Raw genomic sequence first — 13,666 nt, 5'->3', positions numbered from 1 at the left:
GTAGGATGCTCCGGTGACTGAGTGGCGCGCGCTCGATAATTCTGAGATCGTCGAGTTGGCGACCCGCCTGCTGTCGTTGGATTGGTCCTGGCAGATGTCCGACATCCCGCAGCTGGCCGCCGAATTCGGCTGGCAGGTGCAGAGTCTCAAGGAGCGATCAGCCATCCTCGACGTCGGCTTCGGCATGGCGAGCGGAGGAGTGCAAGGCCGCGCCGACCAGGCCGAAGTGATCGAGGTCGCAGTAACTGCCAGGACAACCGGTGGCGCAGCGGGCCACGCATCCTTGCGCGACGCCTTCGCGCGAATGGTGTCGGCACTTACTGCTGAACTGGGCGCACCGTCGAAGCAACTCCCAGGCGAAGAACCCGAGGTCCGTTGGGCCGGGGAGAAGACAACGCTTCAACTGGTATGCCTCGAAACGACGGTATGCCTGTACTTGGTGACCAACTCATGGCTCGCCATGCACGACAAGACCGTCGAGCTGCAAGATCAAGGATTGATATGACCAGTTGGGCGGAGTTCACCGACGGCCTGACACAGCACCTAGCCACGTTGTCTGCTGGAACGGTCGTCATCATCGGTGAGGCAGACCAACCGAAGGAGCGCCGCCGCTTCGTCCAATTCCGGCAGCTCGACACCATGATTTGGGCAGAGCTGACTGGCGACAGCTGGCTTGACCCCGACGTGCAAGTCGGAGATTCCGGTGGCCGGATCATCGAGGGTGCCGGCTGGCAGCGCCCGGACGCCGATCACTGTGACAACTGGTGGTACGAGTTGCGCTGGCCGGCCTCGTCGGACGGCTATCGCCAGCTGGCGGTAAGGATGGTCACTGGTCTACGTGACGCTTTCGGAATCACGAATCCGGCCACGCTGGTGTACGAGGCATGGAACGAGCACGGCGGCGAGGTCGAACTGCCGCTTCTCGGCCTGTCAACGAAGACAGCACACGCTACAGCGAGCGTTGTTCCGAGCTCCGAGGATTTCGCCGCCGGTTGGCGGGTGATGGGGAACTCGGACATCATCGCACTTGCCAGGCAGCTGCAGTCGTTGGTCTGGTCGTGGCGGATGGAAAACCTGATGCACCTGCTGGCGGAATTCAACTGGCGGGATCCCATCATCCAGTCGAACGATTGGGTCCGCTTCGACAGCGGTCTCGGCCCGGGTAGCTGCGACGTGATAGGCAGAGACGGCGCCGCGGAGCGCATCGAGATCGCGCTCACCGCTCTCGCCGCGGATGACACCGCCGGTCGAGCTGCAGTCGATGACGCATACACGGCAGCGAAGGCTGCCCTGACCGGCGCACTCGGTGCGCCGACCACGGAAATTGCGGGCTCGATTCCCGAGACCCGCTGGGCGGAAGAGGAAACGACGTTGCTCCTGACCAACTTGCAGCTGATGGTGCGCTTACGTCTTGTCAGCAACGTGTGGCTGCGCGCGTACGACAGAACCAACGAACCGCAGGATCAGTGATTAGCTGACCGGACTGTCAACGTCGACCAGGCTGCGAATCCGTGCGTGTCAGTTAGCGCCATCACCATCGGCCCTGTCCCCAATAGCGGTCTGTCGACGCCACCCGAGCCCGGCGACACCGGGTGGCTGACACCCGCTTCGTGCTCGTCGAACTCTCGGGAGATGTACGACGAGACCGACGAACGCGACAAACGCCGCTACACCGTCGCTCAGATCGCCGAAACCTTCGGGGCGTCACGCAAGACGATCTACCGGCATCTCGGCCGCTCCGCGTGACATCCCGGGCGACGACGATCGTCGATCACGGATTGGCAGCGCCCCGCTAGTAGTCTGATTGCCCGACGAGGTAGTCTCGATTAATCACGCCGTGGGCTCCCACGCCACTCACGTCCGGTTTCTCATCGCTGCGAAAGTCACCGAGTTCGAATAATGGGAGGACCCCACCATGATCGACCGTCGCGATATCAACGACGTGACCCCGGACGAGATGGGGCAGATCGTGGCCGACGCCCAGCGCGGCAAGGATTCTCAGGCTGAGCTGGTTGCCGACCCCAAAGCTGGGGCCCGTAAGAAGCCGCGATCGGTGAAGATGTCCAACGAACTGGATATGCGGGTTTCCATCCGAGCTTCAGAGCTGGGCATGACCAAGAGCGCTTATCTGTGCTGGCTCGCCGAAGAGGATCTGAAAAGGGCATATGGCAGCGAGCCTGAGCCGGAGGCGGTGCCGCTTGTAGCGGCTCAGCAGGCCGCGAGCCGTGCTGTCATTGAAGCGCTGGCGCGGCTGTCTCCCCGACGCGGACCTGCGCGGCGTGGTTTGACCTGAAGGAGTGCCGCAGGAGGGGCGCCGAGGAGGCTGGATGCGCTAGGAGGTTGACGATCGATGGGGCTCGGAATCTTGCCACTTTCCGAACATAGAGCTGTACATGACAGAGCTTCGCCGCCGAAGCCCAAGGCTGGCGGGGATGACCGATAGTGGTCTATCGAGTGTGACACCGGTGCCCCGCAGGGCGGGATCCTGTCGCCACTGCTGGCCAAGATCGAGTTGTCGATGCTCGATGAGCACGTGATAGCGTCATTGAAACCGGACGGGGTGATCGGAACGACCTATCAACGCCACCACCGTTGCGCCAAAAGCCTGCCGCCCATTTCTGCGCACTGTTCGGATATATGCCGTTTTACAACACCTATTTGTCGAAGCTATTCTCTTCCTCGCCTTGAGAAGCCAACGGGTGCCGAACGGTTCGAGCAAGTGGATGCAGTTGCCCAGTGACCGCGACCAGAGCCTCCGCGCATTCGATGATCGACGCCTTTGTGTAGGTCGGCGTAGCGGTTGACCCAGGGTCGTGGTGGGCCGCATACCGCCGCGCGACGGCCTCACCGAACTTACGCTCGACGAAGGTGAGGGTCGTGTGACGCAGCCAGTGCACAGTCACACGTTTCGCCTCCGCCCAGGGAAGATGCCGATGAAACCGGCCGTGAAGGTTGTCGTAACGGCGATCGGTGATCCGGTTCCCACTGCGGGTCCGTAGTACTCGATGCCCAGCTGAGGCGTCGATTCCTCCTCGACGCTCGAAGTGTTCGCGCAGTCTCCGCATAAGGGTCGGGCTGATCGGATGCCAGGCGTCGACGCCTCCCTTGTGATGCAGGAGAGCAGTGCAGTCGTCAATACTCAATTCATCGATACGCAGTCGCAGTACTGCGTCGCGGCGGCACGCCGTCTCGATATGCAGACGCACGATCAACGCATCGAGCTCAACGTCGTTGCCAGTTTGCGTAGCAATACGGCCAAGATCAGCCACCTGTTCTGGGGTGAGTCCGTGTCGGTTGCCCGCCATCTTCCGGGGCATCGGCGCCTTCGCGGCAGGGTTGGCCGAGGGTTTGATCAAGTCCTCCATCTCGGCGAACCGGTACACGCACCGTATAGCATGAAGAAGATTCCGCGCCGCGCCGGCGCCCCCTCGCCAGTTCGAGCGCACAACCGCATTCGCCTTATGGCGGTTCATCAACCCCACGATCTCAGCGGGTGCCAGTTCGTCCAGTCGACGCTCTTCCCACTCGCGTAGCATGATGTTCCAGTAGGAACCGTACGACTCACGCTGCAACGCCGTCACGGCATTGATCACGCGTGGGATGTACTCGCCAAACGTCGGCGCCTCGACAGCAGTATTAGCTGCATCCTTGCCGACCAGCTGCGAGATCTTCTCTAGCAACTCAGCGGCATCTTCCTCCTTCATGACGCCTTCCCCCAGAGGCGTGGATGGCACGCCCACAAGGCGGCCGTCAGCGCTTTCGGCGGGTACACGACAAGAAGATCGTGCTGGAGAGAAGCCGCCATCAATAGCCGATCTCCGGCACTGACGTTGCTCCGATTGCGGACGTCGGCGGGAAGCACGAGAAACCCGTCGCGCCCTAGCGGTAAACCAGGGCCTGACCGGCGGATCTTGATCAATGTCTGATCGACTTCGAATGAGAAGCGTTGCCCCGGAATCCATCCGAGCAGACTGAGTAACGACTTCGCTCCCAGACGCCCCCGCCTGTCAACGGCTGTGACCGAACAGTGCAAGACGGCGATCGGCGCTTCGTTGGGGCCGTCTGGAAAAGCAAAGTGGGGTGCCAACGCCTCCGGTGCTCCCGAGCACACGGGTCCAGCGTTGTACAGTCCAATGAAAAGTTCACTTACGAACTCGTTTCCTTCTAACGCTGACGGCGCTTCTATATGTTCGATGGGAGGGTCATCGCTGTCAAAAGCGGTGACCAACCGAGGCGGCGTGGCGATATTCAGCTCCTGCTTAACCGCCCTGTCAGGGCGAGGCGCAAGGTGTTCAGTCATCGGTTGCTTCTTCGTTGTCTGCAATATCTGCAGTACAGATCCTTGTAGAGGACCATGTACGCGATTAGGGAACGGATCAGAAGGTGGACGGACATATTGCCGATCGGTGCCCCGATCCGGCTGCATAAGCGTTCCCGGGTGGCGTGCGTAGCCGGCTCCCTCGTTCCTCCGTATTGATTTTTCCTGAACACGTCTGCTCTGGTCTTCTCTCTTAATTTTCCCACCGTCCGTACTTCGTGACAGATCTACGATTACCGCAGAGTCTCATGGATCCGTGGCGCATCTACCTCGAAACACACTCGCAGGGGCATGAAGTGGCGAGTGTTTCCCGATGCGAACCCCGCAAGGTATGTGGGATTGCGCGTCGGCTCACTTCTATGAGACAACGATCGACGCCTGCGCCACCAGGGGGACGCACGATGCGCTCTGCATTAATGCTCAGTTGCCTCTGGTTAATTCGAAGCGACCAGAGGCGGCCGCCGCCTATCGCAGACCCGCCTCTGTTTCTTCTCGGCCCCAGCAGCGGCCAACGCCGCCCCCAAACTGGCAGCGCAGTCCAATCTCGCAACCGAACCCGCGCAGGAGGCCAGCGCACCAAAACGTCGCCGCCGCGGTAGGGCCATGACACCGCATCTCTGCTGGAGCAGCGCAATCAGCAGTTACGCCACCGGACCACAGGGTCTGCCACCGCCGCAACGCCGAATCGACCGTGCTGCGGAGTTCACGTCCGCGCGCAGATGGTGTGCCCACCGATCCGGCGCACCATCACCGTCCACGAACGCGGCGACAACGACATCGACATCGGGCTTGACGAGGGCGGGCCGCGTCACGACCTGCCCGAATTCGACCCCCGCGAGTTCGTCACCAGCAACGACACCCTGTACGCGTTGAGCATCGAAGGCCCCGACTCGGCGGCACCGTTGACCGCCGCTCTGGTCGGGCAACTGCTCGAATCGGCGTTCACCGCCGCCCGGGCCCGCGCCGACGGAAGGTTGGCGGTGCCGCTGCTGGCGGTGCTCGATGAGGCCGCCAACTGCTGCCCCATCTCCCTGCTACCCAGCTACTACACGTATGCGGGCGGTCACGGCGTCATCCTCATGACCTTTCTGCAGGTCCTCGAACAAGGCAAAGACCTCTGGGGAGAAAACGGATTGAAAACCATGCGAGCCCAAGCGATCGAGGTCTACGGCGGCGGTATCAGCGACACCGAATTCCTCCAGCAACTGTCCACTGTCACCGACGAGCACGATGTCGCCGACCGCTCCCACAGCGTCGGCCCCGGTGGCTCCAACCGCACCCTGACCTGGCGGGCCGAACCGATACTCAACGTGGCCGCGTTGGCGGCACTGCCCAAGCAGCGGGCCCTGGTGCGGCTGCCCGGCCACCGACCGATCCTGGTCCGCAAACCCTGGTGGCAACAAGGTGAACACGCCGCGCTGATCACCGCCTCCCTGGCCATGTTCGACGAAACACCGAAACACACAGTCACCCTCGACCCCGGTATAGACGACGAGGACGAGGACGAGGACGAACTGTGACCGGCAAGAAGCGCACCGCTGCGGCCGCCCCGCCACCGCCGCAGCGGTTTCGGGACTTCGTTACCTTCGCCGACCACTGCAAAAGCGTGCGGCTGGCCTAAGCCAACCGCGAAGGCACCTACACCTGGTGCACCAAATGGTGGGCACACCGCGCTGGCGCGGTCCGTATCGCCCACCTGCACACGGCGTTCGAAACCTTCCACGCACGCAAAGACGCCGCCGCGGTCAGCACCTATCTGCTGGGGCATGTCGACCAGCACTTCCACATCATCTTCGACGCCGCCAACGGGCCCCTGCATCGCTGCAGCCGCGCCAAACACGTCGCCGTGCCGTCCCTGCCGTTCGACCCCGTCCCCCAGGATGGTTCGGTCCCTACCGTCGCCGCCCCGCCGACCGGCGACGGCGGAGAAGACGAGCCGCCGCCGCTGCGGTTTCCCACGTTCGTGGAGTTAACCGAGCAATGGTTGTTGCCGGTGACCTCGGTGCGGCTGATCGGGCAGGGCCGCGAAGGCATGTACACGTGGTGCCGACAGTGGTGGCGACACCGAACCGTCGCAGTACGGTTCGCGTCGCTGCACGCGATCTTCGAAGCCGCGCGCCGCAGCGAGGACCGCAGCCAGATGAGCAGCCTTTTCGTCGGCCACATCGACCCCCACATGCGGCTGATCCTCGACGCCGCCAACGGGCCACTGCATCGCTGCACACCCGAGCATCACACCGACAGCCCGGACTACCGTTCACCGACGTACCGCACGACTGGTTCGACCTGCCCGGAGTTCTCGTCGCGGTCGAGGACGCGGGATTCGGACCGGACTTCCGTTTCCTCAACAACTTCCGAATCTCGTGACCCCGGGTGCGCACGCGTTCAGGCCGATGCGGCGGAGGATGGCCTGCGGTGCTCATGTTTCGAACGTTGGTCGGCGTGCAGCCGGGCTGTGCTCCGACGCATCCGTCACCGTTCTACTCGGTCACGTCGGTCGGTCTCGTGTTTACGAGGCGGATCAGTGCGGCGCTCACCCTGTCGCGCACGTGGAAGATCTCTTCATAGCCGAGTTCGAGCATGCCGACTTCGCAGCCGTCGAACCGGATAATGGAGGCGGGTACCCAGCCGGTGCCGGAGGCGCCGTAGACGTGGCAGGAGCCGCCGACGAGCTGAATCCAGCCGTTGGAGTAGGTGTCCGACCAGCTGGGGTTGAGAATGGCACGAATGGGCACCTTCGGCTGCTGCTCCCGATATGCGGGGTGGTCGATGATCTGATCCAGCGCGGCCAGCGGCCCGGGGGCTTCGGCAGCGCGAACGGCGAATCCGGAATGGCCCACGCCACCGTCGCAGCGTGCGAGTAGCTGGCCGCCGATGATGTGCGCGGATCGGCTGCCGACCTCCACGCACCAGGGGGTCATGTCGGCGGTGGGGGTGAGGATCGTTCCCACGACGGTCACTCCTGTCTGCGGTAGCGGCGTTGCAGCTGCCGCAGCCCGTCTCCGGTTGTTGAGTGTTTTGTTTCTGTTGGCGAACAGTTCTCGGTGCGTGGCGCGGGTGCCGTGTCGAGGTCGCTGATCGCGTTTCTCCAGTCTGGACCGTAGCTGGACAACCGAGGTTGTGCGGTGCGCAGCTGTCGGTAGTGCTGGCCACGGCTCGGTGTGGCTGTGGCGCGACGCACTCGATGCACACGACGGCGATACCGGGTCACAACCCCAAGTCGTCGGTTGGCGCGGAGGTCGGTGGTTCGTTGATGCTGTGAGGGAGGTCGAGGTCGGCCGGCTCCGGCGCACGGTGGGCGGATGCTCGGCGTGGCTGTTCGTGCTCACGCTGAGCTTGGGAGAGGGTCGTGCGTCGGCGTTGTTCGGCGCGCAGCTGCTCGAGTTGGCGGTGTAGGCGCTCGTGGTCAGCCGAGGTCGCGGTCGCGGTCGCAGTGGTAGATGGGGGAGGGATTCTTCCGGGGTTAGTGAGGGTCTCGTCCCAGCGTTCGGGTGGTCCTGCAAGGAGTTCGGCGTCGCGGTGGGCGTCCTGTGCTGTGCGTTTGGCGGCGGCCACTGTCTGGATCAGCTGCTGTTTGGTTTGGTGGAGGGCCGCGAGAGCGGTCTGCAGGGGTTGGGCGTCGCCTTTGGCGGAAACGAGTTGGGTGCGGGTGGCTGCGATCTTGCGGCCGATGCTGTGCAGTTGCTTGCCCAGTTCGTCTACCGCAGCGGCGGCAGAGCGTGCATGGGTGATCGCGTCCGCGGCCGCAACACCCTGCGACCGGGCAGTACTGGGGTCGATGATGGTCGGCGCGGTTGGCAGGGTTTCGGCAGCGTTCATGCTGGCGGTCAACGCGATTCGCCGGTGGGTCTGCTCGATGTGGTCGCTCAGTTCCGTGTCAGACATCTCGCGCATCGAGTCGGATGGCTCGCTACGGGCTTGTTCGGCTTGGGTTTTGAGTCCGTGGTCGAGTACCCAGGTGCGGATGCGGTGGCGGTGGGCGAGAGCGACTCGGTGCCAGTCGCGGTGCAGGAACGCCAACGCTTCCGGCGCCGGTCGGGTCGCGGCGACGTGTGCGCAGCGTGCCTCGATGTATCGGTTGGGGTCGTGGTTGGGTATGCCTGCCACGCCGTGGTCGCGGCAATCGCGGCAGAGCCCGTCGTCGGGTTCGGTGTCTCCGGTCGCGGGATCGAATGCGGGTTGGTCGAGAAGGGGACGTTCGAATCCGCAACCCACGCACGGTAGGTCGCGCGGCGGTTCCAGCAGTGCCTGCAGGTGCTCGTCTCGGCTCGGATCTCCCGCACGGTGCCGGGTACGGGCGGGTTCGATGTCGTCGAAGCGGTCAGGGTCCTCGCTTCGGTGCAGTGTGGGTCTGCGGAGGGGGCGTTGGTCGTCGCTGTCCCCGATCCGGACCGATCTCACGACCCCGCCCGATTTGCGGGGAAGGTGTTCGTCGTCGCGGGTGCGGTCATCGGCGTCGGGTTGGATGATGTAGTCGAGATAGCGGGTGGTGTAGTCGTAGACCTCGTCTGGTTCCCGTCGCTGTCGGTCGAGGAGGATTTTGCGGGTGGGATCGGTCCACTGGCGTCTGTTGCGGCGGTACCAGGGTTGGCGTGTATCTGTGTCGCGGCGGAAGATCCCGGGGTCGGTGTCGGGGATGCAGGCGCGGATCAGCTCGGCTCGGTCGGGGAACAGTGTGGCGGCGTGTTCCAGGCGGGCGCGGGCAACAGGGAAGGCGTAGCGGCGCAAAGTTTCCTCGACCCGTCGCAGGGTGTCGCGTTCCAGCGGGCTGGCGGCACCGCTGAGCCGGGCGATGGCGTCGGCCGCGGAGGTGATCCGTCCGGTTTTGAGCAGGTTCGCGGCCTCGCGGATCTGCGCGGCCAGCGGCACCCGGTCGGGGGATGCCGTGGCTGGTGGTGGACTGTCGGGTGGATGTGCGGCGGTGGGGTCGGTCGCTGTCCGGGGTGGTGGGTTGTCGTCCATGGTGGCCTCCGGGGGCACGGACAGGGTTTCGGCGATGTGGTCGGGGACCGGGGGGATGTCGGGTTCTGTGGCGGGGTACTCGTCGAGGTCGGGCGGCTCGCCGGGTGGCTGATCGGGGTAGGTGGGGACCCGGCGGCTGAGGGCGTCGATGCGCCAGGCCAGGGCGGTGGCGAACTGGTCGGGCCGCAGCCGGTCGTGCTGGTCGCTGCGGCCGCCGACAAGCAGTTCGCTGGCGACTTCGAGCAGTTCGCTCGGTGTCCAGCCGGATTCGGCGGCGCGGTCGATGGCGGCGACGACTTTCGGCCATGCCGGGTCGGCCAGCACCCGGTCGGCGGCCTCGGCACCGAGTACCGCCCGCAGTTGCGGTGTCCACGCCGGCGTCAGGGGCGCCTCTGCACGAGGCGTGTCCAGGGTGCTAGGGCCCAGCGCCAGGCGTGACCACAGCACCGCGGCGGGCATCTCGGCGGGCAGCGGGCGTATCGCGGCGACTTCGGCGAGCAGGGCGGACACGTCGATGCCGGCGCGGTCGGCGGTGTCGAGCCGTTCGGCGAGGACCGGCCAGAACGGGTCGTCGGTGACCCCGACGGCGATGCGTTTGGCGGCCGGCGACCATTTGTTGACCGCGAGGTTGATATCGCCGATCGCTTCGTTGGTGCGGGCGGTGAGTAGTTCGTGGTGGTGGCGTTCGGCGGCGACGAACCGGGATGGTCCGGCGGGGCGGCGGTCGAGGTCATCGACATGCGCGGCCGCGCGCCACACCGCGAGGTCACCGAGTAACCCCGGATCGGCGCGGAGGAGGGGGCGTGCCCACAGCGGTGCGCTCGCGGGCGTGAACGCGGCAGCCGTAGCGCGGATCTCCTGCGCCAGTTCGGTGATGATGCGGGCGCGGGCGATGAGGAACCCACCGACGTCCGGGTCGGTGCGCAGCGACTCCAGGATGCCGGGAAGCCACGGCAGCGGCCCGGGAGGGGCTGAGTGCGCGCCGGAGGTGTCCAGCCGCCAGTCCAGCACCGCGGCGACATCGTCCGCGCTGCCGAGTTCTCGGGCTTTGATCGCGGCGGCGAGTTCGCCGATGGGGTCGCGGCCGGCCAGCAGTAGCCGCCCCAGATGCTGACGCAACATGATATAGCCGCGGCTGCGGGTCAGGCCCGGCCACAACCTGTTGGCTTCGCGGTCGATGCGCGCCAACATGGGCGCACCGAGGACGTGGTCGATGGCGACCGACAGGGCGTCGAGGTAGATGTCGGTGGCGCGCCCGAGTCGCCGCCACGGGTCCAGCGCGTCTCGCAGTTCGGTGTGGGCGGATTTGTCGGTGTCGGCGCGCCCGAGGATACGGATCAGGCACTCCAGGCCGGTGCGCGGTAACACTGCTTCTTCGGTCCAGAACGAGGGTTCGTCGCCGTCGACGGTGGTGGTGAGATACAGGTGGTTGCCCGCGCGGCCGCGAGTGACCGCGACATACAACTGGGGGCGGGCCTCGTGGCCGGTCAGCGCGGTGTGGCAGGTGTCGGCGGTGATGCCCTGGGCGGAGCCGATGGTGGCGGCGTAACCCAGCCGCACATGGGCGGCGACATAGTCGCCCGGCAACCGCACCCGCGCGCCGAGCTGGCGGTGTTCGAGCAACTGGACCACGCTCAGCGACCCGTCGGCATGGACGTCGATGACGATCCACCGGTAGCCGTTGCGGACGTAGTCGTCGGCGCCGACGCTCAACCGGGGATTGTTGAGGCCGGTGCGGATCGTGTCACCCACCGACGCGTGCAGGGTGTCGGCCAACGGCACCTGCGCGCCCGCCGGTTGCCCGGTGAGGCGGTGTTCGCGGGCGAGCCGGTTCAGCTCGGTCACCCTCGTGTGGTTGGCGGCGAGCATGACGCTGTCGCGTCCGGCGCTGTGGTCGGCCAGCCATCCGGCGAACGCGGCGTCGGCGACGGCGGCGGGGCTGCCGACGTGGATGCGGCCGTGGTCGAGGTAGTAGGCCAAACCCGCTGGGTCGCCGTCGCGTAGCAGCAGGCTGGCGTCGCCTTCGGCGTCGTCGACGAAACGCACGATGTGGGTGAGGGTTTGGGTGCGGGATCCGGCGGCGTGGATCATGTCCTGTACCGCGCCCCCGGCGTCGATCGCGGGCAGCTGTTCGGTGTCACCCACCAGCCGGACCGTCGCCCCGCGTGAGCGCAGGAACATCAGCAGCCGCAGCCGGGCGGTGTCGGGGATCTGTACGTGCTCATCGACGATGACCAGCGTTCGGTCGTCGATGTCCAGCACCCACTGCGGCAGCGGTGGTGGCAGCCGGTCGGGTTCGAACAGAAACCGCTCCCGGGTGGGTGTGTGGCGTGCCAGGACGTGCAGCAGTTTGTCGACTGTCTCCACCCGCGCCCGGATGTCCGCACCGAGTACGGCGGCCGCGCGCGCGGTCGGCGCCAAACCCAGCACGGTGCCCCCGCCGACCAGCCACGCGTCGGACAGGACCGCCATCGCGGTCGTCTTGCCCGAACCCGCGGGCGCGTTGGCCATCTGCACTCCCGCGCCCGAGGTCGCGAACGCGCGGATCGTCGCGAGCTGGCCCTCGTTCAAGCGCCGCTGCTGGTTGTCGGGATCCGCGCTGAACGCCGCGATCGCCGCATCCACCACCGACGTGGGGATCGCGTGACCGTCGCGCGTTCGCGCCATGTCGATCAGATCCGCCTCCGCGGCGAGGACCTTCGGGGAGGTGTAGAGCTGGCCGTCGGCGCTGGTGTAGATCGAACGGCCGTCCGCGCGGCGGAACAACGCCGGCACCACCGCCAGTTCGGGATGGGCGGCCACGTCCGGGTTCCCGCGCGCGACCGACCGCGTCGGGGCGAGCGCTTGCTGCTCGACCGCGGCAACCACGCGTGCCCACTGCGCGACCGGCACCAGCCCGCGGATCACCCGCTCGATTTCGGCGCGCACATGCGAACGCCGCCACACCGACCGCTGCGCCGACACCGTCGCGACCACCCGGTCCGCGCACCGGGCGATCCAGTCGGCGTCGATCACCGGCCGCACCGGCGCGCCCGGATGCAACGCGGCGGTGATCATCGCCGCCAACGCCGCCGGGCTGGCGAGCACCGCGAGGGCTTGGCTTCGCCACGCGGCGCGTTGTTCGGCCAGCGACCGCGCTGCCGGTTTGGGTCCGCGGGTGTCGAGGATGGCGCGCTGCACCAGCTGATACATCTCCACCGGCAGCGGTTCGCGCCCGTAGGTCGCCTGGTGTGCGACGGTCAGCTCGCCCAAGCGCGCGGTGATCGCCGCGTCACGCTGTGACCAGTGGGCGTTCAACGCCGGGTCGACACCGACGATCTCCCGGATCGGGCGCTTACCGGGATCCAGGCCCGCGCGTTCGGCGAACCGCAACCCGAGCAGCCGCTCCAGATGCATTTCCAGGCGCGTGTTGTAGATCTCCGAGGCGGTGACCGCGGCACGGTAGAACACCGCGCCATCCAGCGTCCGCCACTGCCCATCCGCAGCCCGCGAGCGGTTAGCGCACACAACATGCGTGTGCAGATCCGGGTCACCGGCACGCGATTCGCGGTGATCGAATTGCGCGGCGATCAGTCCGTCGACCTCGACCTGGCGGACCCCGTTGCGGCCGACGCGGGTGTAGGTGGCGTGCTGTTCGAGGTAGCGCATCGCATCAGCGACCGCGCAATGATGTGCCTGCTCGATCAGTTTCGACACATCGCGCGGCGCGACCGCCCACAAGGTCGACACCGACTTCACCGGCGAGAACGTCCAATCGAAACCCGCCACCGCCGTGGTGTGCTGACGAGAGTTACGCGCCACCCACCCCGACAACTCCCGGGCATCCAGCGGGGGACGGCCGAAGTTCTCGCTGAACATCTCCCGCGCGACCGCGGTGCGGATCACGGCCCGCTGCTCGTCGGGGATCGGCGCATACCGGGGAAGACCGAGGTCGGTGTTGTAGGTGTTGAACGCGACCGCGCACCGTTTGCGGTACTCGCTGGCGCCGTTGTAGATCCGGAACGGCGCACCCAACCTCGACGCCTGCGACGCAGCCCGCTTCGCGTCCTTGCGTTTCGCACCCCGCCTGATTTCCTCGGCGATCACGGCCGCTTCGATCGCATCGGCCTGCGGGTGACGGCCCAAACCGAGCAGTGCCTTCATTTGTGGCTCGGTCACCACATCCCCGGCCCGCACCGCCGAGCCTTCCACCGGCATCCCCCGGTAGTGGACTGCCAACGCGGCGAGCCCGCCACCAGACCATCGCCCCGGCGACTCACCGTGCGCGGAGTAGTAATCCGCCAGGCTCGAGCGGCCCCGCTCGGCCGCATCATGCGCGGCGATATGCCGCAGATAGTACTGATAGCCGTCGCCAGCGCTGATCTTGGCGAGGGTAACGGTCACACC

General features: G+C 66.1%; 7 protein-coding genes and 1 pseudogene. 5 read left to right on the top strand and 3 right to left on the bottom strand.

Annotated features, from left to right (window positions below; all coding sequences use genetic code 11):
- Positions 1–13: 13 nt before the first annotated feature.
- The 3 genes from ACZ6DL_RS21680 (at position 14) to ACZ6DL_RS21670 (ending at position 2,293) form a co-directional block, all read left to right on the top strand.
- Positions 14–505 (top strand): DUF6301 family protein, encoded by a 492-nt coding sequence (locus ACZ6DL_RS21680; RefSeq protein ID WP_466053576.1) that lies wholly within the window; start codon positions 14–16, stop codon positions 503–505.
- Positions 502–1,470, top strand: coding sequence for a DUF6301 family protein (locus tag ACZ6DL_RS21675; protein WP_466053574.1), 969 nt, complete (start codon positions 502–504; stop codon positions 1,468–1,470). The genes ACZ6DL_RS21680 and ACZ6DL_RS21675 overlap by 4 nt, the downstream gene beginning before the upstream one ends.
- 445 nt (positions 1,471–1,915) lie before the next feature.
- A complete protein-coding gene (locus ACZ6DL_RS21670) occupies positions 1,916–2,293 on the top strand; it encodes a hypothetical protein (protein ID WP_466053572.1) in 378 nt (125 codons plus the stop codon).
- 361 nt (positions 2,294–2,654) lie between these two features.
- Here ACZ6DL_RS21670 and ACZ6DL_RS21665 read toward each other — a convergent pair whose 3' ends face one another.
- Complete coding sequence (locus ACZ6DL_RS21665) at positions 2,655–3,704, bottom strand: tyrosine-type recombinase/integrase (RefSeq protein ID WP_466053570.1); 1,050 nt, start codon at positions 3,702–3,704, stop codon at positions 2,655–2,657.
- A 1,333-nt stretch (positions 3,705–5,037) separates the two neighbouring features.
- On the opposite strand from ACZ6DL_RS21665, the gene ACZ6DL_RS21660 reads away from it, so the two are divergent.
- Both ACZ6DL_RS21660 and ACZ6DL_RS21655 read left to right on the top strand, forming a co-directional pair.
- On the top strand, positions 5,038–5,838 hold the full coding sequence (locus ACZ6DL_RS21660; RefSeq protein ID WP_466053568.1) for a type IV secretory system conjugative DNA transfer family protein: 801 nt from the start codon (positions 5,038–5,040) through the stop codon (positions 5,836–5,838).
- A gap of 122 nt (positions 5,839–5,960) precedes the next feature.
- A pseudogene (locus tag ACZ6DL_RS21655) lies at positions 5,961–6,569 on the top strand (DUF4913 domain-containing protein); the annotation flags it as partial.
- Between the two features lie 229 nt (positions 6,570–6,798).
- Here ACZ6DL_RS21655 and ACZ6DL_RS21650 read toward each other — a convergent pair.
- Positions 6,799–7,269 (bottom strand): hypothetical protein, encoded by a 471-nt coding sequence (locus tag ACZ6DL_RS21650; protein ID WP_466053567.1) that lies wholly within the window; start codon positions 7,267–7,269, stop codon positions 6,799–6,801.
- 256 nt (positions 7,270–7,525) lie between these two features.
- Positions 7,526–13,663, bottom strand: a complete 6,138-nt coding sequence (mobF, locus tag ACZ6DL_RS21645) for a MobF family relaxase (protein WP_466053565.1) — start codon at positions 13,661–13,663, stop codon at positions 7,526–7,528.
- Between the last annotated feature and the right edge of the window lie 3 nt (positions 13,664–13,666).

Source organism: Nocardia sp. NPDC041819, assembly GCF_055590505.1.
This window is presented reverse-complemented; position numbering and strand designations above follow the sequence as displayed.

Coding starts and splice junctions, on each gene's coding strand:
- ACZ6DL_RS21675 (WP_466053574.1), top strand. CDS start 502: ATGACCAGTTGGGCGGAGTTCACCGACGGCCTGACACAGCACCTAGCC.
- ACZ6DL_RS21670 (WP_466053572.1), top strand. CDS start 1,916: ATGATCGACCGTCGCGATATCAACGACGTGACCCCGGACGAGATGGGG.
- ACZ6DL_RS21665 (WP_466053570.1), bottom strand. CDS start 3,704: ATGAAGGAGGAAGATGCCGCTGAGTTGCTAGAGAAGATCTCGCAGCTG.
- ACZ6DL_RS21660 (WP_466053568.1), top strand. CDS start 5,038: ATGGTGTGCCCACCGATCCGGCGCACCATCACCGTCCACGAACGCGGC.